The sequence below is a fragment of the Streptomyces sp. NPDC059534 genome, from assembly GCF_042743475.1.
Lineage (GTDB): Bacteria > Actinomycetota > Actinomycetes > Streptomycetales > Streptomycetaceae > Streptomyces.
Window position 1 is genome coordinate 104,378 of the sequence record NZ_JBHWAQ010000007.1, and the last position, 25,456, is coordinate 129,833.

General features: G+C 69.0%; 23 protein-coding genes. 16 read left to right on the top strand and 7 right to left on the bottom strand.

Annotated features, from left to right (window positions below; translation table 11 throughout):
- Positions 1 to 165 precede the first annotated feature (165 nt).
- Together ACFVZH_RS11235 and ACFVZH_RS11240 are read left to right on the top strand one after the other, a co-directional pair.
- Positions 166 to 456 carry a hypothetical protein gene (locus tag ACFVZH_RS11235; protein WP_384895588.1) on the top strand — a complete coding sequence of 97 codons (291 nt, stop codon included), beginning with the start codon at positions 166 to 168 and terminating at the stop codon, positions 454 to 456.
- A gap of 110 nt (positions 457 to 566) precedes the next feature.
- Complete coding sequence (locus ACFVZH_RS11240; protein ID WP_384895590.1) at positions 567 to 893, top strand: hypothetical protein; 327 nt, start codon at positions 567 to 569, stop codon at positions 891 to 893.
- Positions 894 to 920: 27 nt separating this feature from the next.
- On the opposite strand, the gene ACFVZH_RS11245 is transcribed toward ACFVZH_RS11240, so the two are convergent.
- Positions 921 to 1,808, bottom strand: a complete 888-nt coding sequence (locus ACFVZH_RS11245; protein ID WP_384895592.1) for a hypothetical protein — start codon at positions 1,806 to 1,808, stop codon at positions 921 to 923.
- A 303-nt stretch (positions 1,809 to 2,111) separates the two neighbouring features.
- Here ACFVZH_RS11245 and ACFVZH_RS11250 point away from each other — a divergent pair, with 303 nt between their 5' ends.
- From ACFVZH_RS11250 to ACFVZH_RS11315, 14 genes are all read left to right on the top strand, one after another.
- Positions 2,112 to 2,324: a hypothetical protein gene (locus ACFVZH_RS11250; protein WP_384895594.1), complete on the top strand. Its 213-nt coding sequence runs from the start codon at positions 2,112 to 2,114 to the stop codon at positions 2,322 to 2,324.
- Between the two features lie 93 nt (positions 2,325 to 2,417).
- Entirely contained in the window at positions 2,418 to 3,395 is a 978-nt protein-coding gene (locus ACFVZH_RS11255; protein ID WP_384895596.1) for a hypothetical protein, read from the top strand.
- A gap of 27 nt (positions 3,396 to 3,422) precedes the next feature.
- Positions 3,423 to 4,622 carry a phage tail protein gene (locus ACFVZH_RS11260; protein ID WP_384895598.1) on the top strand — a complete coding sequence of 400 codons (1,200 nt, stop codon included), beginning with the start codon at positions 3,423 to 3,425 and terminating at the stop codon, positions 4,620 to 4,622.
- Positions 4,619 to 5,866 (top strand): tape-measure protein, encoded by a 1,248-nt coding sequence (locus tag ACFVZH_RS11265; protein WP_384895600.1) that lies wholly within the window; start codon positions 4,619 to 4,621, stop codon positions 5,864 to 5,866. The genes ACFVZH_RS11260 and ACFVZH_RS11265 overlap by 4 nt, the downstream gene beginning before the upstream one ends.
- A gap of 40 nt (positions 5,867 to 5,906) precedes the next feature.
- On the top strand, positions 5,907 to 6,830 hold the full coding sequence (locus ACFVZH_RS11270) for a phage distal tail protein (protein WP_384895602.1): 924 nt from the start codon (positions 5,907 to 5,909) through the stop codon (positions 6,828 to 6,830).
- Between the two features lie 34 nt (positions 6,831 to 6,864).
- Positions 6,865 to 8,064, top strand: a complete 1,200-nt coding sequence (locus tag ACFVZH_RS11275) for a hypothetical protein (RefSeq protein WP_384895604.1) — start codon at positions 6,865 to 6,867, stop codon at positions 8,062 to 8,064.
- Positions 8,065 to 8,103: 39 nt separating this feature from the next.
- Positions 8,104 to 9,324, top strand: coding sequence for a hypothetical protein (locus ACFVZH_RS11280; RefSeq protein ID WP_384895606.1), 1,221 nt, complete (start codon positions 8,104 to 8,106; stop codon positions 9,322 to 9,324).
- Between the two features lie 46 nt (positions 9,325 to 9,370).
- Positions 9,371 to 10,516, top strand: coding sequence for a hypothetical protein (locus ACFVZH_RS11285; RefSeq protein WP_384895608.1), 1,146 nt, complete (start codon positions 9,371 to 9,373; stop codon positions 10,514 to 10,516).
- 11 nt (positions 10,517 to 10,527) lie between these two features.
- A complete protein-coding gene (locus ACFVZH_RS11290) occupies positions 10,528 to 11,625 on the top strand; it encodes a hypothetical protein (protein WP_384895610.1) in 1,098 nt (365 codons plus the stop codon).
- Entirely contained in the window at positions 11,625 to 12,251 is a 627-nt protein-coding gene (locus tag ACFVZH_RS11295) for a hypothetical protein (protein WP_384895612.1), read from the top strand. The genes ACFVZH_RS11290 and ACFVZH_RS11295 overlap by 1 nt, the downstream gene beginning before the upstream one ends.
- 31 nt (positions 12,252 to 12,282) lie before the next feature.
- Complete coding sequence (locus ACFVZH_RS11300; protein ID WP_384895614.1) at positions 12,283 to 12,786, top strand: ATP-binding protein; 504 nt, start codon at positions 12,283 to 12,285, stop codon at positions 12,784 to 12,786.
- 66 nt (positions 12,787 to 12,852) lie between these two features.
- Entirely contained in the window at positions 12,853 to 13,764 is a 912-nt protein-coding gene (locus ACFVZH_RS11305) for a peptidoglycan-binding protein (protein WP_384895616.1), read from the top strand.
- Between the two features lie 33 nt (positions 13,765 to 13,797).
- The gene (locus tag ACFVZH_RS11310) at positions 13,798 to 14,031 is read left to right on the top strand and encodes a hypothetical protein (RefSeq protein ID WP_384895618.1); all 234 of its coding nucleotides are present in this window, start codon (positions 13,798 to 13,800) and stop codon (positions 14,029 to 14,031) included.
- Complete coding sequence (locus ACFVZH_RS11315) at positions 14,018 to 14,281, top strand: hypothetical protein (RefSeq protein WP_384895620.1); 264 nt, start codon at positions 14,018 to 14,020, stop codon at positions 14,279 to 14,281. Before ACFVZH_RS11310 ends, ACFVZH_RS11315 begins: the two co-directional genes overlap by 14 nt.
- Positions 14,282 to 14,351: 70 nt before the next feature.
- Here ACFVZH_RS11315 and ACFVZH_RS11320 read toward each other — a convergent pair whose 3' ends face one another.
- From ACFVZH_RS11320 to rplA, 6 genes are all read right to left on the bottom strand, one after another.
- Positions 14,352 to 18,251 carry a DNA-directed RNA polymerase subunit beta' gene (locus tag ACFVZH_RS11320; RefSeq protein WP_384895622.1) on the bottom strand — a complete coding sequence of 1,300 codons (3,900 nt, stop codon included), beginning with the start codon at positions 18,249 to 18,251 and terminating at the stop codon, positions 14,352 to 14,354.
- A 99-nt stretch (positions 18,252 to 18,350) separates the two neighbouring features.
- Entirely contained in the window at positions 18,351 to 21,833 is a 3,483-nt protein-coding gene (gene rpoB / locus ACFVZH_RS11325) for a DNA-directed RNA polymerase subunit beta (protein ID WP_384895624.1), read from the bottom strand.
- Positions 21,834 to 22,381: 548 nt separating this feature from the next.
- Positions 22,382 to 22,762, bottom strand: coding sequence for a 50S ribosomal protein L7/L12 (gene rplL, locus ACFVZH_RS11330; RefSeq protein WP_384895626.1), 381 nt, complete (start codon positions 22,760 to 22,762; stop codon positions 22,382 to 22,384).
- A 110-nt stretch (positions 22,763 to 22,872) separates the two neighbouring features.
- Positions 22,873 to 23,403, bottom strand: coding sequence for a 50S ribosomal protein L10 (gene rplJ / locus ACFVZH_RS11335; RefSeq protein WP_315891554.1), 531 nt, complete (start codon positions 23,401 to 23,403; stop codon positions 22,873 to 22,875).
- A 249-nt stretch (positions 23,404 to 23,652) separates the two neighbouring features.
- Positions 23,653 to 24,585, bottom strand: coding sequence for a hypothetical protein (locus ACFVZH_RS11340; protein WP_384895628.1), 933 nt, complete (start codon positions 24,583 to 24,585; stop codon positions 23,653 to 23,655).
- A gap of 119 nt (positions 24,586 to 24,704) precedes the next feature.
- On the bottom strand, positions 24,705 to 25,433 hold the full coding sequence (rplA, locus tag ACFVZH_RS11345; protein WP_384895630.1) for a 50S ribosomal protein L1: 729 nt from the start codon (positions 25,431 to 25,433) through the stop codon (positions 24,705 to 24,707).
- Positions 25,434 to 25,456: the final 23 nt, after the last annotated feature.

The following is a 25,456-nucleotide window of genomic DNA, read 5'->3' on the forward strand; positions in this document are numbered from 1 at the left end:
CCCCTTTGCCTCGGGGCGCGCCCCCGGCGGTCGGACGTACACACATAAAGGTCCGACATCCCCCAGCGTCCGTTCGCCGACGCCCCCGCGGGGGGGGGGGCCCCCCCCGCCGCCCCGCCCCACCCCTCTCCTCTTCACTCACTCGAACAAGGAGTACGCATCACCATGGCCCGTTTCGACGTCAACGCCGCCCGCGCCCAGCGACAGGAGGCCCACGGCCGCGCCTGGTCCTTCGAGCTGGACGGCGAGAGCTTCACCCTCCCCACCGAACTGAGCCGTGCCACCGCCAAGGCGCTGCGCAAGCTCGACGACAACGACGTGGACGGCCTGCTCGCACTCCTGATGGGTGAGGCGCAGTTCTCCCGCTTCGAACAGCACGACGTCACCATGCAGGACATCGCCGCCATCCTGGAGGCTTACGGCAAGGAGACGGGGCTCGGCCTGGGGGAAGACTGAGCCTCGCCGAGTTCGTCGACGAACACGCCGAGGCCCTTGAGGCGGACTTCCTCCGCTACTACTCCACCGATCTGCTCGGCTGGCACCGCGGCGAGCTCTCCAGCCGCCGGGTGCTGGCGCTGATCAAGCACCTGCCGCGGGACAGCGCCGTCCAGCGCGAGCTCCACGGCGAGGCCGCCGAGTGGTCGATCACCGACCATCTGCTGGCGGCCACGGTGGACCATCTGGCGATGTCCAACTGGATGTTCGCCTGCGTCAACACCGGTGAGGACTCCGACCCTCCGGAGGCCCCGACGCCCGTTCCCCGTCCGGGTGTCACCGCCGGCGACGAGGGCGGCGCCGAGGACGCGGCGGACGGCGTCCCGGGCGGGGCGAACGCGCCCGCCGGGGACGGTTCGCTGCCGTCCCACCACGCCATCGCCCGGTTCTTCGGGTGATCCCGCGGCCCCCGGAGCCCCTTCCCGTCAGGGAGTGGGCTCCGGGGGCGCTTCTTCCCGTCCCCGGTCGGCGGTCATGTCCTTCTCCAGGGCCCTGGCCCGGTCGGACAGCCTCCGCCCCCTGCTCGCGCGCGCGTCCGCCTCGGCGGAATCGGCGTCGCGCCGGTCGGCGGGCGGTCCGGCCTGGCCGGGCACCCCGGCCAGCGGCGGGACGATCGGCCGGCCGCCCTTGCCGCGCACGACCTTCCGCACCGGGCGGCCGTTGCGGCGGGCCCGGCTCTCCTGGGCGGTCACCAGGACGTCCGGGTCGGACTCGGGCTCGTACGCGCTCCGGTGCTCGGGCTCGGCCTCGGACCGCTCCCCCGCTCCGGGCCGCTCGGCCGGCTCCGGCCGCTGCCCCGCCTCGGATCGCGGGCCGGGCACCGAGCGCGGTTCCGGGTCGGTCCGCCGGCCGGGTTCGGCGCGCGGGCCCGTTTCGGTGCGCTGTTCGAACAGCTCGCGTTCCCTGCGGACGCGCTCCTCGGCCTCGACGACGGCCGCGGGCGGTTCCAGGAGCCGGGCGAAGGGCAGCGCGATGACCCGGGCGCCTTCCTGGCCGGTGTCGGTACGCCGCTGGGGGCGGCGGATTCCACGCGCGTCACCCTGCCCCTGGGCGTAGGCGTCCGCGACGCGCTTCTCGTACTCCCGTCTGATCCGGGGCAGTTCGTCCGAGACGGCCTCCGCCCAGCCGGCGGTGAAGGCTGCCGTCTCCCGGCGGTCGACCTCGGCTCTGGGAATCACGACGAGGTCCTCGGGGGCGTACCCCGAGACATGGACGAGCTCCGAGAGGTAGGCGAAGAGGTGGGGCAGATCGGGGTGGGCGGCCAGCCAGTCGACGACCCGCTCCCGGTGACTGGCACCCGGCTCCGTATCCATGCGTCAGTGCTGCCTTCCAGCCCCCTGGGGTCCCCGCGCGCCCCTCGCGCCCCTGTTCCCCAAAGTGGTCCGGTCCGGGGAACGCGTCCTCCAGGTTACCCGGTCGAACACACGAGCCGATCAGCCGCCAACGCGTTCGGAAAACACGCAAGAAGACACACCGTCAGGTGTTTCCCGCTCGACAAACGTCGAACAGATGTTCCACACTCTGTTCGCACAGCAGTTCGAACACGTGGTGCCCCCGCCCCTCACTCCGCGGCGCCGCCACACACGCACGGGCAAGCAACCGGAAGGCAGGCGTCCATGACCCAGCAGGCCGAGGCATCGCGACCGCAGATCCCTCTCCAGGACCGCCTCCGCCAGCTCCTCGACGGACCCGTCGCCCTCGACAAGAGAGCGCTGCTCGGCACGTTGTACGCCGAGGTCTCCCGCCGCGAGACCCTCGCGTACACCGCGGGCTGGAACGACGCCCTCGCGACGACGCGCCGCGGCCACCGCCGGGACGACGACGCCTAGCCGCGCCGGCTGCCCCCCGCACGAACGAGCCCCTGCCGGAACCGGCAGGGGCTTTTCGGCGCTTGGCCGTCACCGGCCGGAAGCGGAGCAATCATGGCAGAAGTAACGAACGAGGAACTCTCGATCCAGATCGCCGGCCTCAGGCATCACCTGCGGACCCCGGACGGCGGCTGGCTGCCCACCACCAACTGGCTGAAGGAGCAGCTCGGGCCCCTCACGGAGCTCAAGAAGAAGATCGACGACATGCACCAGGAGCTCACCAAGGCGAAGAAGACCGAGCTCCTGGAGGGGATGGGGCTCGACGGCTTCGCCGCGGCACTCGAGAAGTACTACGAGAAGAGCGAGTACTGGGGCTACTACCTCGGAGCAGCCGTCGCGAGCTTCCTGGTCCCCGTGGTCGGCCTCATGATGCTGACGAACTTCACCAACTTCCAGCGGACCCTCCAGGGCGCGTTCTTCAACCTGATCGACAAGATCCCGGGAGTGAACACCCGGGGCCGCATCCTGGCGGTCAACGACGGGAACACCTTCCCCCGCCTCCAGAACGCCCAGGCGGTCCGGGCGCGCGAGGAAGCCGCCGCCGGCGGTCTCGCCGCCATCCCGCGGGACGCGAACTACGGCCCGCTGCGCTACCAGCTCCAGCTGCTCATCCCGCAGCTGGAGAAGTTCAACCTGCACGCCCCCGACTTCGTCTCCAACTTCCGCAAGATGCCGAGCGCCGCCAAGCTCACCAAGACCGCGGAGGGCGTCGACAAGATCGGCAAGGCCGTCACCGACGCCCCCGACGCCCCGGTCATGGCCCAGGTCGCCAAGAGCCTCGGCAAGATCACCGGCGCCGTGAAGCACGCCAACCCCGGGCACATCACCAAGGTCGCCAAGGCGACCGCGAAGCTCAAGCTCGCCGTGGACGGCCTCGATCCGAGCCGGATCCCCAAGGCCGCCCCCCTCCAGGGCGCGGCCGACGCGGCCCGCAACCTCGCCACCAACACCGGGACCCTCGCCGGGAAGCTGCGGGAGCTCGCACGGACGGTCGGCTCCCTCAACGACGAGCTCGGCGGCGCGACCAGCTGACCCCCACCCCCCGAAAGGAGGTAACCCATGTCTCTCGTCAGAAACCTGAAGAACGCGTCCGACTCCCTGCGCAACCTCAAGACCCATGCGTCCGGCGCCGGAACCTCGGTCAAGAAGGTCGGCGACGCCGGAAAGTCGGCGTCCGGTCAGCTCAAGACCCTCAAGACCAACGCCCAGGGCTCCACCACCCAGCTCAAGAACCTCAAGACGGCCTCGGACCAGGCCGAGAAGTCCATGTCGAAGGCCGGCAGGACCGCCGAGTCCGCCGGCACCAAGATGGGCAAGTACGAGTCCGGCGCCGGCAAGGCCGCCAAGGGCCAGGACAAGCTCAACAAGTCGATGAAGGGCAACTTCCTCGCCCGCCTGATCGAACTCTTCATGCCGCTCATCGAGAAGATCGTCGACATGGCGATGCAGTCGAAGACGATGCAGAAGATCCTGAAGAAGGCATTCGACGCCGTCAAGACCGTGATCAGCGCGGTCATGAAGGCCATCGGCCCGATCATGAAGAAGGCCGGCGACCTGATCAAGACGGTCTGGAACGGCATCAAGCAGGCCATCTCCACCGTCGTCAAGGCCGTCGCCACCGTCATCAAGACCTACGTGAACATCTGGAAGACGGTCATCACGACCGTCATGAAGGCGATCAAGGCGGTCATCGGCACCGTCTGGAACGGCATCAAGGCCGTCATCACCCCCGTGGTGAACTGGATCAAGAGTGCGATCCCGAACGCCTTCACCGCCGTCAAGGACAAGATGTCCTCCATCTGGAACGGCCTCAGGGACATCGCGTCCCGGGCGTTCGAGGGGATCAAGAGCGGTGTGTCCGGACCGATCAACGCCGTCATCGGCCTGATCAACCGCATGATCAGGGCCGTCAACGGGGTCAAGGTCAGCGTCCCCGGCTGGGTGCCGATCGTCGGCGGCAAGACCTTCGGCGTCAACATCCCGACCATCCCCATGCTCGCCACCGGTGGTGTCGTCATGCCCCGCGCCGGCGGTGTCCCGGCGATCCTCGCCGAGGCCGGCGAGGCCGAGGCCGTCCTGCCGCTGTCCAAGCTGGACCGGCTGCTCGCCCTCACCGCCCGGCGCGCCCGCATGTCGGCGCAGTTGCAGACGGGCAACGGCGGCGGCGGGCTGCACATCGAGCACTATCACGCGGCCCGCAGCAGTGACCCGCAGTCCACGGCGGACGCCCTGATGTACCTGGCGAAGGCACGCGGATGAGTGCCGCCGCAGTAGCCATGCCGAGGTTCGGCGCGGCCACTCCGGTGATGGCCTCCCTGCGGCAGGGCGTCGGCCAGGCGGGCGACTCGTTCAAGCGGCTCAGACAGGACGTCCAGCGGGCGGCCGGCGGCGTCGCCTCCCTGGCCACCGAGTTGCGTACCGCCGGCACCTCGGTACGCACCCTCGGGACCACCGCCTCGGGCTCGGCGACCTCGGTCCAACGGTTCAAGCAGTCCAAGGCGGCCACGGGCATCAAGAAGCTCGGCACCGCCGCGGGCAAGGCGCGGACCGTCGCCGGGAAGCTCGGCCCCGTCGTCGGCGGCGTCCTCGCCATCCTCGCCCCGCTGCTGCCCATCACCGACGTCATCACCAAGCTGATGGACACCTACGGCACGGTCATGACCATCGCCTCGGTCGCCATGACCGGCATCAACCTCGCCATGCGGGCCAACCCGATCGGCTTCCTCGTCGGCATCCTCGTCCCCGTCGCCGCCTGGCTCATCGAGTACGCCATGCAGACCGAGACCGGCCAGAAGATCATGAAGCAGGTGTTCCAGGCGGCGCTGAAGGGCTTCCAGTCGGTCTGGACGTTCCTGCAGCCGGTCATCAAGCTCATCGGCCAGGCCGTCGGGACGTACTTCAAGGCGTACCTGACCCTGTTCACGACCGCCCTGAAGCTCGTCGGTTCCGCGATCAGCGGCCTCTCCCGGGTCCGCACCGCCGTCACCTCCGCCTCCCAGGCCCTGGGCGGCATCGCCTCGCGCACGCTCGGCGGGATCAAGAACGCCGTCACGCCGATCCTGTCCTTCATCACCGACAAGATCCCGGGCTTCTTCCGTCACGCGAAGGACGCCGTCGCCAAGGCCCTGCACGGCATGGGCGATCTGATCAAGGGCGCCCTGAGCGCCGTGCTCGGCGTCGTCAAGGGACCGATCCAAGGTCTCATCGCCTTCGCCAACTGGATCATCGACGGGCTCAACAAGCTGAGCTTCGACTTCCTCGGCAAGCACTTCGGCGTCGACATCGACAAGATCCCGATGCTCGCCGAGGGCGGCGTCGTCTTCCCCGGCGCCGACAGCGCGCCGCGCATCGACCCGCTCGCCGTGCTCGAACACCGGCACGTCCCGGCCCTCACCGAGGCTCCCCGGAAGCCCCACCGCATCGCGGAGTTCCACGAGGAGCCGGGCGCCGGCCCGCGGTCGACCGCCGAGGACCTGCTCTTCCTCGCCGCCGCCCACGCGTGACACCCGCCGACCTCCCACCAGAAGTGAGGTGACGGCCGCCATGGCCGAGACCACCACCGCATACGCCGGAAACACCTACACCGCCGACCTCGCGCCCGGCTCGCTCATCACCCAGGACGGGCAGATGCAGTGGGCCGGGCTCCTCATCGGGCCCGACACGCCGTTCGCCGTCGACCGGACCGGCCTCTCGGGCTGGGAGGACCTGCCGGAGTACGACTCCTCGGACGCCGACCGGCCGACCTCGCACGGCGCCTGGCCCGGCTCCCGGTTCGCCAAGCCCCGCAAGATCGGCGGCACGATCGTGCTGACGCCGGAGTGGAACGCGGCCGGCGAGGCGATCCGCGCGCTGCGCCAGTCGCTCGCCCTCCTCGACGAGGAGCGCTGGCTCACCGTCCGGCTGCACGGCGAGATGCTCGCCGTGCGCGCCCGGATCGCCCAGCGGGTGGTCCCCGCCGACCAGGGCTTCGCCACCCAGGGCAGCTCCCGCATGTCCGTCCAGTGGCTGGCGGCCGACCCCCGCCGGTACGTCGTCAACGAGCAGACCGCCACCACCACCGCCCCGCAGCCCGAGTCCGGGCTGACCTGGCCCCTGACGTGGCCGCTCGACTGGGGCCGGGCCACGTCCACCGGCGACACCGTCGCCGAGAACACCGGCTCGGCCGCCACCCACCCGGTGATCACCTTCCGCGGCCCGTGCTCCATGCCGACCGTCACCGAGCGGGTCAGCATGCGCCGGCTGCGGTACGCGATCGACCTCGCCGCCGGCGACGAGCTCACCGTCGACACCGCCAACGGCACGGTGATGCTCAACAACACCGCGTCCCGCCGCCACACCGCGATGGCCGACTCCAGCCCCGAGGAGCTGTTCCTCCTCGAACCGGGCCGCACCGAACTCTCCTTCCGCCCCGACGGGGCGAGCAAGGACGCGCTCATGACCGTGCGCTGGCGCAGCGCCGAATGGTGACGAACCCCCGCCCTTCCTCGGAGAGAGGTCGACCATGACCGTACGAGCCGCGTGGCTCCTGCCCACCGGCCAGACCCGCGAGGACACCCGCCTCGCCCTGGCCGCCCTGCTCACCCCCAGCGGCCAGAGTCCCGAAGAGACCCCGCTGCGCTCCCGGCCCGGCATCCTGCCCGGCGGCTTCGTCCTGACCGGGGCCGCCGCCATGCAGTGCACGATCGGCACCGGCCGCGCCATCGTCCAGGGCAAGGACACCCGCCAGGGCGCCTACCTGGTCAGCGCGGTGACGCCGCAGACCGTCACCGTCACCGACGGCGACCCCCAGTACGACCGGATCGACCTGATCGAGCTGGCCGTCATCGACGACGACTACGACAAGACCGGCACCACCGACGCCGTCATCCGCCTCGTCAAGGGCGTGCCGGCGACCGTGCCGGTCGCCCCGGCGAGCGGCCCCGGCAGCACGATGCCGCTCTACACCGTCAAGGTCCCCAAGGGCACCTCCGCCGGCACCGGCGGCATCACCTGGACCGGCTCCGGCGTCACCACCCAGCACTGGCCGGTGGTGGCACTCGGCGGCATCCTCCCCACCAGCGGCTTCAAGGGCGCGTACGTCGGCCAGTACCGCGACGCGAGCGGCATGCTCCAGCGCTGGGACGGCACGACCTGGGTCTCGTACCCCAAGGCGCTCGGCGGCATCGCCCCCGGCAGCCAGCTGTCCGTCGGCAGCTACGCCGGGCAGTACCGGGACAACGCCGGGATCCTCGAACGCTGGGACGGCTCCGTCTGGCAGTACGTCGAGGGCCGGACGAAGATCCTCTTCGCCGCCACGCAGTGGACCTCGACCCAGACGCAGAGCGTCGACCCCAACACGTGGACCGTGCTCAACCTGCCGACCGTCGAGGTCGACGACGCCGGCGGCTGGGCCGGGAACAACACCTACGTCGTGCCGCGCACCGGCTGGTGGCGGGTCACCGGACAGGCCACCTGGGCCAACGACGGCCAGACCGGCATGCGCGGCGCCCGCGTCGTGGCCGGCGGCGTCGGGCAGTCCCGGATGACCTGGCTGACCCCCGCGGGCAACGGCGCCATCAGCGTCGGCGGCCAGGGCCTGATCCGGCTCGACGCGGGCACCACGCTCCAGCTGGCCGGCCTCCAGAGCCACTCCGCGGCGGTGAAGACCCTCGGCGGCTCGGGCTACGCCTGCACGCTCACCGCCGAGTGGCTCAAGTCCTGACCCTCGTCCCTCCTCCCGCACTCCCTCATTGGAGAACCCATGAACCTGCGCAGCAGCTGGGCCGCCGAGATCGGCCAGACCCGCGAGGACACCCGTCTGACGCAGACCGGCGTGACCACTCCGCTCAACACCGTCCAGGTCCGCTCCGGCGTCCTGCCGGGCTCCTACGACGGCCAGTACCGGCTCTCCGGCCTGTGGATGGAGGGCGCCTCGGCGATGACGGCGACCGTCCACGAGGGCCGTGCCGTCATCCAGGGCTCGATCTCCCAGGGCGCCTACCCGGTGACGCTCGTCGCCTCCCAGGTCGTCACCTTCGCGCCCGGCGACGCCCAGTTCAACCGCATCGACCTGGTCGTCGCCCGGGTCTACGACAACCTGTACGACTCGTCGAACCGCAACGAGGCGAAGATCGAGGTCATCCAGGGCGTCCCCGGCCAGACCCCGCAGGCCCCGGCCGTGCCGCCGCTCACCCTGCCTCTGTGGCAGGTGACGGTCCCGGCGGGCGCCGGCGCCGGCAACGGCGGCATCCCGTGGAACACGGCCCTCAAGGACCTGCGCACCCCGGTCGTCTCCCTCGGCGGCATCCTGCCGATCGAGGGCGCGGCGCAGCGGGGCACGTACCCGGGCCAGTACCAGGACACCCCGGGCGGCGAGTTCCAGCGCTGGGACGGCGGCAAGTGGGTGTCGTACCCGGCGGGGGTCGGCGGTGTCGTCCCCGGTTCGGTCTCCCTGGCGCAGGGCGGCTACACCGGCCAGTACCGCGACTCCACCGGCGGTTCCCTCCAGCGGTGGAACGGCTCGGCCTGGGCGCCGGCGTTCCCGGGGCCGTACTTCAACGACTCGCTGGACGCGGGCTACACGACCTCGACCACGTACGTCCCGACGCTGATCGAGCGCACCACGAACCCGCTGACGCTGACGTTCACGGCGCCGCCGTCCAAGACCGTGCAGGTCACCTTCGGCTCGCGGATGGAGACCATCCTCGACACCGGCCAGACGACGAACATCGCCGGCACGGCCTTCATGTGCCTGCGCATCACCCAGGGCACCACCCTCGTCCGCGAGGTGGAGGACGAGCTCTCCGCGAAGGTCGGCAAGCCCGCGCTGCCGTCGGACGGCGTGTCCGCGTCGACCATCCAGCGTCTCAACAACCTGACGCCGGGCGCCTCGTACACCCTCACCGCCTACTACCGCACCTCCCACGTGACCCTGCGGGCCTGGTTCGACAACTCCTTCATCCAGGTCGTCCCGCAGTACTGAGCCACCAGGACCGCCGTCCGACCGCCCTCGCTACCAGGAGATCCCCATGCCCGTACGCTCCGGCTGGCTGCTGCCCACCGGTCAGACCCGCCAGAACACCCGCATCACCAATGTCGGCGCCACCACCCCCGTCAACCCCTTGGCCTCCCGGTCCGGCGTCCTGCCCGGCACGTACGACGGCAAGTACCGGGTCGGCGGCCTGTGGATGAGCGGCAGCGGCCCGATGGCGGCCACCGTCTACCACGGCCGGGCCGTCGTCCAGGGCGGTACGACGGACGGCGCCTACCCGGTCGCCCTCGACGAGGACATCACCATCACCTTCGGCGACGGCGACCCGCTCAACCCGCGGATCGACCTTGTCGTCCTGCGCGTGTACGACAACGACATCGACGCCCTCGGGAAGTACGAGGCGGCCGTCGAGATCGTCCGGGGCCAGCCGGCGGCCAACCCGGTGGCCCCCACCCCGCCGCCGCTCTCGCTCACGCTGTTCTCGGTCAAGGTGAAGGCCGGCGCCTCCGCGGGAACCGGCGGCGTCGGCTGGGCCGACGGCATCACGACCGACCTGCGCACCACCCTCGTCTCGGCCGGCGGCATCCTGCCCGTCTACAACAACGCGGCGGTCCCGGGCTCCTACCCGGGCCAGTACCAGGACAACGACAACTCGCACTTCCTCCAGCGCTGGGACGGCAACGGCTGGGTCGCCTACCCCCGGGAGATCGGCGGCATCGCCCCCAACAACATGCTGTCCACGGGCAGTTACATCGGGCAGTTCCGCGAGACGAACGGCGTCCTCCAGCGCTGGAACGGCACCGTCTGGGCGAACTACCACCCGCCGTACGACATCGAGGTCGTCACCACCGGCGCGGTCGCGCAGACCGGCTGGTCCCTGACGCAGTTCTCCGCCCGCCGCACCCGCGGCGGACTCGCCATGATCCGCGTCAGCGTCCAGCGCACCGGCGCCGCCATCACCGCCACCAACATCGGCGGCATCGCCGACCAGCCCCTGTGCCTGCTGCCGACGAACTGGGCACCGGCCGTGACCATCGATGCCATGGCCTCCGACGCCTTCGCCTCCGGCGCCGCCACGATCTACGGCACCACCAGCATGCCGATCGTCCTGCGCGACTGGAGCCCCAACGCCGTCATCGCCACCGGCGGCACCGTGAACATCTCCGCGACCTACGTCCTCTGAGGAGGCCCGCCATGGCACTCGACACGCCCTACCGGGCCATCTTCTGCGACCTGACCAGCGACCAGACCATCGACATCCTGCCGCTGCGGGACGTCCAGTTCGACGACTACATCGGCAAGGCCGGCTCCCTCTCCGGCACCATCCCCATCCCCGACAAGGCCATCGCCGACCGGGTCAAGCAGGTCCGCGAGGGCCGCACCACGGTCTACCTGGAGCGCGGCGGCGACCTGTGGTGGGGCGGCATCATCTGGACGTCCACCCTGCAGTCCAGCGGCCGCGGGGTGCTGACGCTCTCCATCCAGGCCGCCACGTTCGACTCGTACGCGGCCCGCCGCCGCATCCGTACGAAGATCGAGTACACCGAGCCCACCGACCAGCTGGAGATCGCCCGCGGCCTGTGGAAGGAGCTCACCAAGGAGGACGCCTTCTCGGTCGACTTCGGCCAGGAGACCTCCACCACCAAGCGGACCGCGTCCTGGCGCAACGGCGACGAGACCGTCTATCTGGAGGCGCTCGACCAGCTCGCCGCCCTGCAGGACGGCTTCGAGCACCAGATCATGGTCTACCGGGACCCGGTCAGCGGCCGGCGCATCCGGCAGCTCAGGCTCGGCGCGCCCCAGATCCGCACCGGCGCCACCGACCTGGTCTTCGACCGGCCGGGCACGATCCTGTCGTACTCCTTCCCCTGGGACGCCACCCGCGGCGGCACCACCGCCGTGGCCCGGGGCGCGTCCACCAACAGCAACGCCGCCGCCGAGTCCCGGCCGCTCGTCTCCAGCCCGCAGATCGCCAGCGACCTGATCGCCGACGGCTGGCCGCTGATCGACCTGTCCTCGGACCACAACGAGATCAGCGACCAGCTCACCCTCGACTCGCTCGCCGCCGCGGAGCTCGACCAGGCCCGCGGCGCGGTCGTGATCCCCGCGATCAGCGTCCACCTCGGCGGCATCGTCCCGCCCGCGCTGCTGGGCCGCGTCGCCCGCATCCGCATCACGGACGAGTGGCACTCCAGCGGCCTCGACGCCCGCTACCGCATCGTCGGCGTCAAGGTCACCCCGCCCGAGCGCGGCCGCCCCGACACCGCCGAGCTCTACCTTGAGGAAGCCTGATGCCCCAGCTGCCCGAGGACATCATCGACCGGCTCAACCAGATGGAACGCCGGATCACCGCCCTCTCCACCGCCGTCAACACCCGCCCGCCGATGAACGAGGTCGCCAACGGCCAGCTCACCGTCCGGCGGACCAACGCCGACGGCTCGACGGCCCCCGTCCTCCAGATGGGCGCCAGCTCGCCGAACACCGTCCGGCCGGTCATCCGCATCTTCGACGGCTACTCCCACGAGATCTTCGCGGACGACATCATGACCGGCGGCCTCGCCCGGCCCTGGCTCCAGCTGCTGCCGCCGGTGGACCAGAACCAGGCCCGGTGGCCGTCGACCACCAGCGCCTCGTTCGCCATGATCGCCCAGTCGTTCAACCCCATCTGGCAGCCCAAGATGCGGCTGACCGTCTACACGAAGGTCTCCAGCGGCGCGACCGGCCAGGTGAAGGTCCTCGTCGACGGCCAGCCGTTCGGCCCCACCGTCACCGCCGGCCAGACCTACGACCACACCGGCCTGCTGCCCGGTGACATCCAGACCAAGTTCGGCAAGGTCATGACCGTCGAGATCCACGCCATGGCCAGCGGCGGCACGGTCTACGCCCAGCCCGTCCTGATGTACGGCACCCAGACCTGATGCGCCCTCCGAGGCCGGCAAGGAGCACACCATGATCATCGACCCCACTCAGCCCTGGGGCGTCGCCATCGACTACGCGGGCCGCGCCGCCGTCACCGAGAACGGCCACACCCTCGACGTCCGCGTCTACGACAACAGCTTCGGCGGCCCCCTGGAACAGGACCCGATGACCGGCGAGTACCCGTCGGTCTACGTCTCCGCCCAGGTCACCGAGGCCGGCGCCGCCGACGCGAACCTGCGCGGCACCGGCCTGGTCGTCGTCAACGGGGAGGACGGCAAGCCCGTCGTCCCCGACCCGGCCGCGGTCCAGCGCGCCGTCGCCGCCGCGCTCGCCGACTTCGCGAACCGCCGCGACGCCTACGCCGCCCTCTGCACGACCTGGACGCCCCCGGCCCCCGCGCCCGGCCCCGAGCCGACGCCGGAACCCACCCCGGAGCCGAACCCCAACCCCGTACCGGAGATCCCGGAGGAGGCCAAGGGGCTCGTCCCGGAACAGCCGGAACAGACGGAACCGGCCCCCGACCCCGCCGCCTAGTCCCGCCCGCACCCCGCCCGTCCGCCCGCCCGAGTGCGGGCTTTTCTCATGCCCGGAGGACACCAGATGGCCACTCCCCTCCCCGCGGACCGGCTCCTCGCCGCGCTCCGCGCCGAAGGCGTCACCGTCGTCGAACACCCCGGCTGGCGCACCCACAACCGCAACCACGTCGGCACCTGGGGCCCGGTCACCGGCGTGATGATCCACCACACCGTCTCCAGCGGCACCGACTCCTCCGTCGAGCTCTGCTTCAACGGGTACGAGGGCCTCCCCGGGCCCCTCTGCCACGGAGTCATCGCCAAGGACGGCACCGTCCACCTCGTCGCCAACGGCCGCGCCAACCACGCCGGCGGCGGCGACCCGTCCGTCCTCCAGGCCGTGATCAGCGAGACGTACGAGGACCGGCCGCCGGCCCCCCGCGTCCACCAGGGCAGCCCCGGCGCCGTCGACGGCAACTCCCGCTTCTACGGCTTCGAGTGCGTCAACCTCGGCACCGGCACCGACCCCTGGCCGGCCGCCCAGCTCGACGCCGTCGAACGGGTCTCCGCCGCCCTGTGCCGGGCCCACGGCTGGGGCGCCCGTTCCGTCATCGGCCACCTGGAGTGGTCCGACTGGAAGAACGACCCCAAGGGCTTCGGCATGCCGACGATGCGCGACCGGGTCCAGGCCCGGCTGAACAAGGCGCCCGCCAAGAACACCCCCGCCGCGGGCAAGCCAGCCGCCCCCCGCCTCCAGCCGTTCCCGGGCTCCTCGTTCTTCCGCAAGGAGACGAGCTCCCCGGTCATCACGGCCATGGGCCGCCGCCTCGTCGCCGAGGGCTGCTCCGCGTACACCGTCGGCCCCGGCCCCCGCTGGGGCGAGGCCGACCGGCTCAGCTACGCGAAGTGGCAGCACAAGCTCGGCTTCCGCGGCTCCGACGCGGACGGCATCCCCGGCGCCGCGTCCTGGAGCGCCCTGAAAGTCCCGTACACGAAGTAGGCGCCGAGCCGCCCCACAGCAAGGAGTCCCCCGATGTCCGATGCCGCCAAGCGCACGGCCCGCACCGTCCTCCAGTCCGCCGTCGGCATCGCCGTCGTGCTCCCCGCGATCGTCGACGCCTCCGGTGTCCCCGCGACCCTCCCCTGGGTCGCCGGGGCACTGGCCGTCGCCGGCGGGCTGGCCCGTGTGATGGCCCTCGACCTGGTGCAGAACCTGCTGCCGTCCTGGCTGCGCAGCACCCCGGGCGGTGGCGATGACCGAGCCTGACCCGAACGACCCCGTCGCCGTCGCCCTCGAACTGGAACGGCTGCGCGGCACCCTGGAGGCCGGCTTCGCCCGCGTCGACGGCTCGCTCGCGCTGCTCGTCCAGCGCAGCGATCAGACCGACAAACAGCTCGCCGACCACGAGGCCCGCCTCGACGACCTGGAACGCTCCCGCTGGCCGCTGACCAGCATCGCCGCGCTGACCGCGAGCGCCGGCTTCCTCGTCGCGGTCTGGGAGCTGGGCACGCGCTGATCCCTCTTGCGCGACACACGCCGAAGGGCGGCCACCCCGTCGCCGGGGTGACCGCCCTTCGCACTACTGCTTACTGGTTGTACGGACCGTAGTCGTAGTCCTCCAGCGGAACGGCCTGGCCGGAGCCCGAGCCGAACGGCGAGTAGTCGATGTCGTCGTAGCCGACGGCCGAGTACATCGCGGCCTTGGCCTCCTCGGTCGGCTCGACCCGGATGTTGCGGTAGCGGGCGAGGCCCGTACCGGCCGGGATGAGCTTACCGATGATGACGTTCTCCTTGAGGCCGATGAGGCTGTCGGACTTGGCGTTGATCGCCGCATCCGTCAGAACTCGGGTCGTCTCCTGGAAGGACGCCGCCGACAGCCACGACTCGGTGGCGAGCGATGCCTTGGTGATACCCATCAGCTGCGGACGGCCGGAGGCGGGGTGACCGCCCTCGGTGACCACACGACGGTTCTCGGTCTCGAACTTCGACCGCTCGACCAGCTCGCCCGGCAGGAGCTCCGCGTCGCCGGACTCGATGATCGTCACGCGGCGCAGCATCTGCCGGATGATGATCTCGATGTGCTTGTCGTGGATCGACACGCCCTGCGAGTTGTAGACCTTCTGGACTTCGGCGACCAGGTGGACCTGGACCGCGCGCTGACCGAGGATCCGGAGCACGTCGTGCGGGTTGGTGGCACCCACGGTGAGCTTCTGGCCCACCTCGACGTGGTCGCCCTCGCCCACGAGCAGACGGGCACGCTTCGAGATCGGGAACGCCGTCTCGTCGGAGCCGTCGTCCGGGGTGACGACGATCTTCTTGGTCTTCTCGGTCTCCTCGATACGGATGCGGCCGGCCGCCTCCGAGATCGGGGCGACACCCTTGGGCTGTCGGGCCTCGAAGAGCTCGACGACACGGGGCAGACCCTGGGTGATGTCGTCACCGGCCACACCACCGGTGTGGAAGGTACGCATCGTCAGCTGGGTACCGGGCTCACCGATGGACTGGGCGGCGATGATGCCGACCGCCTCACCGATGTCGACCAGCTTGCCGGTGGCGAGCGAACGGCCGTAGCAGAACGCACAGGTACCGACGGCGGACTCACAGGTCAGGACCGAACGGGTCTTGACCTCCTCGACGCCCGCGTTGACCAGGGCGTCGATGAGCACGTCACCCAGGTCGACGTTGGCCGGCGCGATGACCTTGCCGTCGACGACGACGTCCTCGGCGAGCATCCGCGCGTACACGGAGGTCTCGACGTCGTCCGTCTTGCGCAGGACACCGGTCTCGTCCTTCGCCGCGATCCGCAGCTTCAGACCGCGCTCGGTGCCACAGTCCTCCTCGCGGATGATGACGTCCTGCGAGACGTCCACCAGACGACGGGTCAGGTAACCCGAGTCGGCGGTACGCAGGGCGGTGTCGGCGAGACCCTTACGGGCACCGTGCGTGGAGATGAAGTACTCGAGGACGGTGAGGCCCTCACGGAACGACGCCTTGATGGGACGCGGGATCGTCTCGTTCTTGGCGTTGGACACCAGACCACGCATACCGGCGATCTGACGCATCTGCATCATGTTTCCTCGGGCACCCGAGTCAACCATCATGTAGATGGGGTTCGTCTTGGGGAAGTTCGCGTTCATCGCCTCGGAGACCTCGTTGGTCGCCTTGGTCCAGATCGCGATGAGCTCCTGCGTGCGCTCTTCCTTGGTGATCAGGCCGCGCTCGTACTGCTTCTGGACCTTCTCGTCCTGCGCCTCGTAGCCCTTGACGATCTCCTTCTTCGCCTCGGGAACGACGATGTCGGAGATGGCCACGGTGACGCCGGAACGGGTACCCCAGTAGAAGCCCGCGGACTTCAGGTTGTCGAGCGTCGCCGCCACGATGACCTTGGGGTAGCGCTCGGCCAGGTCGTTGACGATCTCGCCGAGCTGCTTCTTGCCCACCGAGTAGTCGACGAACGGGTAGTCCTCGGGCAGCAGCTCGTTGAAGAGCGCGCGGCCCAGGGTCGTCCGCAGACGGAACGAGTCACCCTGCTGCCACTCCGGCTCGCCCTCCTCGGCGACCGGGGGAACCCAGCCACGCGGAGCGACGGTGCCGACGGGGAAGCGGATCTCGATCTCCGACTGGAGCGCGAGCTCGCCGGCGTCGAACGCCATGATCGCCTCGGCCGTCGAGCCGAACGCACGGCCCTCGCCCTTGGTGTCACGGAGCTCACCGTCGGTGGTCAGGAAGAACAGACCGAGGACCATGTCCTGGGTCGGCATCGTGACCGGACGGCCGTCGGCGGGCTTCAGGATGTTGTTCGAGGACAGCATCAGGATGCGGGCCTCGGCCTGCGCCTCCGCGGAGAGCGGCAGGTGCACGGCCATCTGGTCACCGTCGAAGTCCGCGTTGAACGCGGTGCAGACGAGCGGGTGGATCTGGATGGCCTTGCCCTCGACCAGCTGGGGCTCGAACGCCTGGATGCCGAGGCGGTGCAGCGTGGGCGCACGGTTCAGCAGAACCGGGTGCTCGGCGATGACCTCTTCGAGGACGTCGTACACGACCGTGCGGCCGCGCTCGACCATCCGCTTGGCGCTCTTGATGTTCTGCGCGTGGTTCAGGTCGACCAGGCGCTTCATCACGAACGGCTTGAAGAGCTCCAGCGCCATGGCCTTCGGCAGACCGCACTGGTGCAGCTTCAGCTGCGGACCGACGACGATGACGGAACGGGCCGAGTAGTCGACTCGCTTGCCGAGCAGGTTCTGACGGAAACGACCCTGCTTGCCCTTCAGCATGTCGCTGAGGGACTTCAGCGGACGGTTGCCGGGGCCCGTGACCGGGCGACCACGACGGCCGTTGTCGAAGAGGGCGTCGACCGCCTCCTGGAGCATCCGCTTCTCGTTGTTCACGATGATCTCGGGGGCACCGAGGTCGAGCAGACGCTTCAGACGGTTGTTGCGGTTGATCACGCGGCGGTACAGGTCGTTCAGGTCGGAGGTCGCGAAGCGGCCACCGTCCAGCTGCACCATCGGACGCAGGTCCGGCGGGATCACCGGCACGCAGTCGAGAACCATGCCCTTGGGGCTGTTCGCGGTCTGCAGGAACGCGGAGACGACCTTGAGGCGCTTGAGCGCACGGGTCTTCTTCTGGCCCTTGCCGGTACGGATGATCTCGCGGAGGCGCTCGGCCTCCTCCTCCAGATCGAAGGACTCCAGGCGCTTCTGCAGCGCCGCGGCACCCATCGAACCGTCGAAGTACGTGCCGAAGCGGTCACGCAGCTCGCGGTAGAGGAGCTCGTCGCCCTCCAGGTCCTGGACCTTGAGGTTCTTGAAGCGCGACCAGACCTCGTCCAGACGGTCGATCTCGCGCTGCGCACGGTCGCGCAGCTGCTTCATCTCGCGCTCGGCACCCTCGCGCACCTTGCGGCGCACGTCGGCCTTGGCGCCCTCGGCCTCGAGCTCGCCGAGGTCGTTCTCGAGCTTCTTGGCGCGGGCCTCCAGGTCGGAGTCGCGACGGTTCTCGATCTGCTGACGCTCGACGGAGACGTGCGCCTCCAGCGAGGGCAGGTCACGCGTACGACGCTCGTCGTCGACGAACGTGATCATGTACGCCGCGAAGTAGATGACCTTCTCGAGGTCCTTCGGGGCGAGGTCGAGCAGGTAGCCAAGACGCGACGGGACGCCCTTGAAGTACCAGATGTGGGTGACGGGGGCGGCGAGCTCGATGTGGCCCATCCGCTCACGGCGCACCTTCGCGCGGGTGACCTCGACGCCACACCGCTCACAGATGATGCCCTTGAAGCGGACACGCTTGTACTTGCCGCAGTAGCACTCCCAGTCCCGGGTCGGGCCGAAGATCTTCTCGCAGAAGAGTCCGTCCTTCTCGGGCTTGAGCGTGCGGTAGTTGATGGTCTCCGGCTTCTTGACCTCGCCGTGGCTCCACTGACGGATGTCGTCAGCGGTAGCCAGACCGATCCGGAGCTCGTCGAAGAAGTTGACGTCGAGCACTATGCGTCAATCCCTCTCAGGGTTGTAAGTCTTGGGGTCTGGAACGGGGGTCCTGGGGCCGGCGGGGGGACCATCACTGGTCCCCCTGCCGGACTCCCGTCAGACCTCTTCGACGCTGCTCGGCTCGCGCCGGGACAGGTCGATACCGAGCTCCTCCGCTGCGCGGAAGACGTCCTCGTCGGTGTCGCGCATCTCGATGGACATGCCGTCCGAGGACAGCACCTCCACGTTGAGGCACAGGGACTGCATCTCCTTGATGAGCACCTTGAAGGACTCGGGGATGCCGGGCTCAGGGATGTTCTCGCCCTTGACGATGGCCTCGTAGACCTTCACACGGCCGGTCACGTCGTCGGACTTGATCGTCAGCAGCTCCTGGAGGGCGTAAGCGGCGCCGTACGCCTCCAGCGCCCACACCTCCATCTCACCGAAGCGCTGGCCACCGAACTGGGCCTTACCACCCAGCGGCTGCTGGGTGATCATCGAGTACGGACCGGTCGACCGGGCGTGCAGCTTGTCGTCGACCAGGTGGTGGAGCTTGAGGATGTACATGTACCCGACCGAGACCGGGTCCGGGAACGGCTCGCCGGAGCGGCCGTCGAACAGCCTCGCCTTACCGGTCGGGAGCACCATGCGCTCGCCGTCACGGTTCGGGATGGTGTGCTGGAGCAGGCCCGCGAGCTCGTCCTCACGCGCACCGTCGAAGACCGGGGTCGCGACGTTGGTGCCGGGGGCGACCTGGTCGGCGCCGATCGCCTGGAGGCGCTGCGCCCACTCGTCCGCGAGGCCGGAGACGTCCCAGCCGCGGCTGGCGAGCCAGCCGAGGTGGATCTCCAGGACCTGTCCCGGGTTCATTCGGGACGGGACACCCAGCGGGTTGAGGATGATGTCGACCGGGGTGCCGTCCTCGAGGAACGGCATGTCCTCGATCGGGAGGATCTTCGAGATGACGCCCTTGTTGCCGTGACGGCCGGCGAGCTTGTCACCATCGGTGATCTTGCGCTTCTGGGCGACGTAGACGCGGACCAGCTGGTTCACGCCCGGGGGAAGCTCGTCGCCCTCCTCGCGGTCGAAGACGCGGACGCCGATGATCTTGCCGATCTCGCCGTGCGGCACCTTCAGCGAGGTGTCACGGACCTCACGGGCCTTCTCACCGAAGATCGCGCGGAGCAGGCGCTCCTCCGGGGTCAGCTCGGTCTCGCCCTTGGGCGTGACCTTGCCGACGAGGATGTCGCCGGCGACGACCTCGGCACCGATACGGATGATGCCGCGCTCGTCGAGGTCGGCGAGGACCTCCTCGGAGACGTTCGGGATGTCCCGGGTGATCTCCTCCGGGCCGAGCTTGGTGTCACGGGCGTCGACCTCGTGCTCCTCGATGTGGATCGAGGAGAGGACGTCGTCCTGCACGAGGCGCTGCGACAGGATGATCGCGTCCTCGTAGTTGTGGCCCTCCCACGGCATGAACGCCACGAGCAGGTTCTTGCCGAGCGCCATCTCGCCGTCTTCGGTGGCGGGACCGTCGGCGAGGACCTGGCCCTCGATGACGCGGTCGCCCTCGTCCACGACGACCTTCTGGTTCACAGAGGTGCCCTGGTTGGAGCGGGAGAACTTGTGCAGGCGGTACGTGATGTACGTGCCGTCGTCGTTGGCGACCGTGACGTAGTCGGCCGACAGCTCCTGGACGACACCGTCCTTCTCGGCCTTGAGCACGTCGCCGGCGTCGGTGGCGCAGCGGTACTCCATGCCGGTGCCGACGAGCGGGGCCTCCGACTTGATCAGCGGCACCGCCTGACGCATCATGTTCGCGCCCATGAGGGCACGGTTGGCGTCGTCGTGCTCGAGGAACGGGATCATGGCGGTCGCGACCGACACCATCTGGCGCGGCGAGACGTCCATGTAGTCCACGTCCGACGGCTCGACGTAGTCGACCTCGCCGCCACGCTTACGCACCAGGACGCGGGGCTCGGTGAACTGCATGTCGTCGTTGAGCGCGGCGTTGGCCTGCGCGATGACGAAGCGGTCCTCCTCGTCGGCGGTGACGTAGTCGACCTCGTCGGTGACCTGGCCGTCGACGACCTTGCGGTACGGCGTCTCGATGAAGCCGAACGCGTTGACGCGGCCGTACGAGGCGAGCGAACCGATCAGACCGATGTTCGGGCCTTCGGGGGTCTCGATCGGGCACATGCGTCCGTAGTGGGACGGGTGCACGTCTCGGACCTCGAAGCCGGCCCGCTCACGGGACAGACCACCAGGGCCCAGCGCCGAGAGACGACGCTTGTGCGTCAGACCCGACAGCGGGTTGTTCTGGTCCATGAACTGCGACAGCTGGCTGGTGCCGAAGAACTCCTTGATGGAGGCGACGACCGGCCGGATGTTGATCAGGGTCTGCGGCGTGATCGCCTCGACGTCCTGGGTGGTCATGCGCTCGCGCACGACGCGCTCCATACGAGCCAGACCCGTGCGGACCTGGTTCTGGATGAGCTCGCCGACGTTGCGCAGACGACGGTTGCCGAAGTGGTCGATGTCGTCGGTCTCGACGACGATCTCGTTGCCGTTCTCGCCGATCGTCTCGGTCTCGCCCGCGTGGAGCTTGACCAGGTACTTGATCGTGGCGATGACGTCGTCGGTGGTGAGCACGCCGGCGTTCAGCGGCTCGTCCGCGCCGAGCTTCTTGTTCACCTTGTAGCGGCCGACCTTCGCGAGGTCGTAGCGCTTCGGGTTGAAGTAGAGGTTCTCGAGCAGCGTCTGAGCGGCCTCACGGGTCGGCGGCTCGCCCGGACGCAGCTTGCGGTAGATGTCGAGCAGCGCGTCGTCCTGGCCCTGGGTGTGGTCCTTCTCCAGGGTGGCGCGCATGGACTCGTACTCGCCGAACTCCTGCAGGATCTGCTCGGTGGTCCAGCCGAGAGCCTTCAGCAGCACGGTGACGGACTGCTTGCGCTTGCGGTCGATGCGGACACCGACGAGGTCGCGCTTGTCGATCTCCATCTCCAGCCAGGCACCCCGGGAAGGGATGATCTTGGCGGAGAAGATGTCCTTGTCGGACGTCTTGTCGATCGAGGAGTCGAAGTAGACGCCCGGCGAGCGGACGAGCTGCGACACGACGACACGCTCGGTGCCGTTGATGACGAAGGTGCCCTTGTTGGTCATGAGCGGGAAGTCGCCCATGAAGACCGTCTGGGACTTGATCTCGCCGGTCTCGTTGTTCGTGAACTCGGCGGTGACGAAGAGCGGGGCGCCGTACGTGAAGTCACGGTCCTTGCACTCGTCGATCGAGTTCTTCGGCGGCTCGAAGCGGTGGTCGCGGAAGGTCAGCGACATCGACCCGGAGAAGTCCTCGATCGGAGAGATCTCCTCGAAGATCTCCTCCAGGCCGGACTTCGTGGGGACGTCCTGTCCCGACTCAAGGGCAGCCTCGACGCGAGCCTTCCAGGCGGCGTTGCCGAGCAGCCAGTCAAAGCTCTCGGTCTGCAGCGCGAGGAGGTTCGGAACCTCGAGGGGCTCCTTGATCTTTGCAAAGGAGATGCGCAGCGGGGCGGTGCTTGCGCCGTTGTTCGTATTGGTCGAGGCGTTGCGCGAGGCGGCCAAGAGGGGGTCCTTCCGAGGGCTCGGACTCACTACGCGCGTACCGGTCCCCTGCAACGCTTCACGGCAGACGTTTCCTGAGATGACCGAAAGGCCAGTTCAGACGGGGTCGGTCCACGAAGCGGATGCGAAGGTATGCCCCTGGTGACGGGCAGGGGGCAGCTAACAGGCAGCGCAAAGGGTCAGTGTAGCCACTTGGCTCACTGATGTCCAGGGCGAATAATTCGCGACCCTCGTTGCTCTCAACTCCGCGGTACCTCGCGCCGTGCGGCGCACCTCGATACTGCCCGTTCAGTCGTCGATCCATGCCTCGGAAACGGATCGTTGTGACGACGCGTCCTGAGAATTGCGCGCTGCGTGCGGTTCGTCAAGGCCCCCCGGTCTGCGGGGCGCACGGCGAAGATCACCATACTCCGCCGCCGGCGACCCTCAGGCCCCCCGCCACGCCCGTCCCGGGAACGCCGAAAGGCGACCACCCAGAAGGGTGATCGCCTTTCGATGCCCTCGCGTTACACGGGGGCAGGAGTCAGCTTCAGCGACTCGAAACGGTCTTACTTGACCGTGACGGAGGCGCCGGCGGCCTTGAGGGACTCGGCAGCCTTCTCGGCGGCCTCCTTCGCGACCTTCTCGAGGACCGGCTTCGGGGTGCCGTCGACGAGGTCCTTGGCCTCCTTGAGGCCCAGGGAGGTGAGCTCGCGCACGACCTTGATGACCTGGATCTTCTTGTCGCCGGCACCCTCGAGGATGACGTCGAACTCGTCCTGCTCCTCGACGGTCTCGGCGGCGGCGGGGGCACCCGGGCCGGCAACGGCGACGGCCGCGGCGGCGGTGACGTCGAACTTGTCCTCGAACGCCTTAACGAACTCGGAGAGCTCGATGAGGGTCATCTCCTCGAACTGGGCGAGGAGGTCGTCCTGAGAGAGCTTCGCCATGATGGGCGATCCTTCCACTAATTCGGCAGGTGCCGGATGTATGAAGAGGCGGGCGTAACGGCCCGCTGCGACCCACGCACTAGGCGGCGTGGATCAATGCGCGAGCCGAATTACTCGGCACCGCCCTGCTCGGCGAGCTTGACGCGAAGCGCCTCCGCGGTGCGGACGAACTTCGACGGCAGCGCCTGGAAGAGCGAGGCAGCCTGAGACTGCTTGCCCTTGAACGCGCCGGCCAGCTTGCTGAGCAGAACCTCGCGGGACTCGAGGTCCGCGAGCTTCTTGATCTCATCGGCGGAGAGCGCCTTACCATCAAGGACACCGCCCTTGATGATGAGGTTCGGGTTGTCCTTGGCGAAGTCACGCAGGCTCTTCGCCGACTCCACCGGGTCACCGGTGATGAAGGCGACCGCGGTCGGACCAGCGAAGTGCTCGTCCAGCGCGGTGATCCCGGCCTGGTTGGCCGCAATCTTGGTCAGCGTGTTCTTCACCACGGCGTACTGGGCGTTCTCACCGAGCGAACGACGCAGCGTCTTGAGCTGCGCGACGGTGAGACCCCGGTACTCGGTCAGCACGGCGGCGTTCGAGCTGCGGAACTGGTCCTCAAGCTCGGCTACCGCGGCAGCCTTGTCGGGCCTTGCCATAGAGCGTCGGCCTCCTTCCGGGTGATGAGGACCGCTCAGAAGGGGCTGACAAAACAAAACGCCCCAAGCGCAGGCGCTCGGGGCTCAGCTCAACCGCATCACGAAGATCCGGGAACTCTTCCACGATCACCTGCGCGGGTCGTTCGCGTCTCAGCGAATCCTTCGGCCACCGCACCTTGACGGCACAGTGACGACCAGCGGTCTTTGGCTTCTGTGGAAGAGTACGCGACCGTGTCGCCCCGGGGCAAATCAGCCCTGACCGAGGCCCTTCAGCATCTCGAAGAGGTCCACGGTGTCCTTGGCCTGCGGGACCTGGACGGCGGCCTTGGTGCCGTAGTCGCTGTAGTCGGCCCGGACCCGCATCGCGCCCTGGGCCATGGTCATGCCGACGTCCATGCGGGCCGGGTAGCCGTCCGCGGTGACCCAGAGCTCGGTGTCGTAGCCCTTGAGGCCCGCCTTCTTCACGTTGGCGATGAGCTTGTCGTGGTCCTCCTTGGAGAGGAGCTTCGACGACTCGTTGGCCTTGAGCATCTGCTCGAAGGTGAGCGTGCCCTTGTAGTGCTGGGTCTCCATGCCGTTGATCTTCTCGGCGCCGACGTGCTTGAGGTCCGGGGAGTCCAGGAGCAGGGCGAGCTGCTGGGCGGGGTCCTGGTTCATGTTGTCCAGGCCGCCGGTCATCTGCTTCTGCAGCGCCTTGTCGCCGGAGGCGGCCGCGGCGGCCTTCATGTCCAGCTTCATCCAGCGCTTGCCGTCCATCTCGGCGGCCTGCTCGGCACCCATGTCGATGTACATGACCTGGTCGAGCATGATCATGCGCATCTTCTCGGGCGCGTCCGGGTCACCGGCGGACAGCATGGAGCCCTTCATGGTGATGTCCATCACCGCCGGGTTCCAGCCCTGGACGCCGGTCATCTCGACCGTGCCCGACTCCGGGCCGACGCCCTCCATGCTCATGGTCATCCTGACCTTCGCCGCCTTGGCGGCCGCGGTCTTCTCGTACGCGGCCTGGATGACCTTCGTGACGTCGCCGAGGCTCTGCGTCTGCGGCTCGGCGCTCGCCTTCGCGCCGCCGGTCGCCGGAGCGCCGGCCTTGGCGTCGCCGTCCTGACAGCCCGCGACACCCGTCACGACGGCCAGGGCCGTCAGGGCGACGCCCGCGTTCTTCCATGCGGACTTGTTCATGAGTGTTCCCCACCCCTTGATCCACGTCTTTACGGTTTCTTGAACCGTAACAAAGAGCCGGCCCCCGCCTCTCCGGAGAGAGGCGGGGGCCGGCTGACCACTCAGTGAACCGATGGGGTTCAGACCGCGGCCGGGTCCTCCTCGACGAGGAGGTTGCGGGTGCGGTTGGAGTCCAGCGGGATGCCGGGGCCCATCGTCGTCGCCAGGGTCGCCTTCTTGATGTAGCGGCCCTTGGCGGCGGACGGCTTCAGACGGAGGATCTCGTCCAGAGCCGCGGCGTAGTTCTCCACGAGCTTGGTGTCGTCGAAGGAGACCTTGCCGATGATGAAGTGGAGGTTCGAGTGCTTGTCGACGCGGAACTCGATCTTGCCGCCCTTGATGTCGTTGACAGCCTTCGCGACATCGGGGGTGACGGTGCCGACCTTGGGGTTCGGCATGAGACCACGCGGGCCGAGGACGCGGCCGAGGCGGCCGACCTTGCCCATGAGGTCCGGGGTGGCCACCACGGCGTCGAACTCGTTCAGGCGGTTGCCCTTGGAGATCTCGTCGATGAGCTCGTCGGAGCCGACGATGTCGGCGCCCGCGGCAATCGCGGCCTCGGCACGGTCACCGGTCGCGAAGACCAGGACCCGGGCGGTCTTGCCGGTGCCGTGCGGAAGGTTCACGGTGCCACGGACCATCTGGTCGGCCTTGCGCGGGTCGACACCCAGGCGGAAGGCGACCTCGACGGTGCCGTCGAACTTCGTGGAGGCGGTCTCCTTGGCGAGGCGGACGGCCTCGAGGGGAGCGTAGTTCCGCTCGCGGTCGATCTTGGCGTCCGCGGTGCGGAGAGCCTTGCTGCGCTTCACTGCTTCTCCTGTTGGTTCAGGTA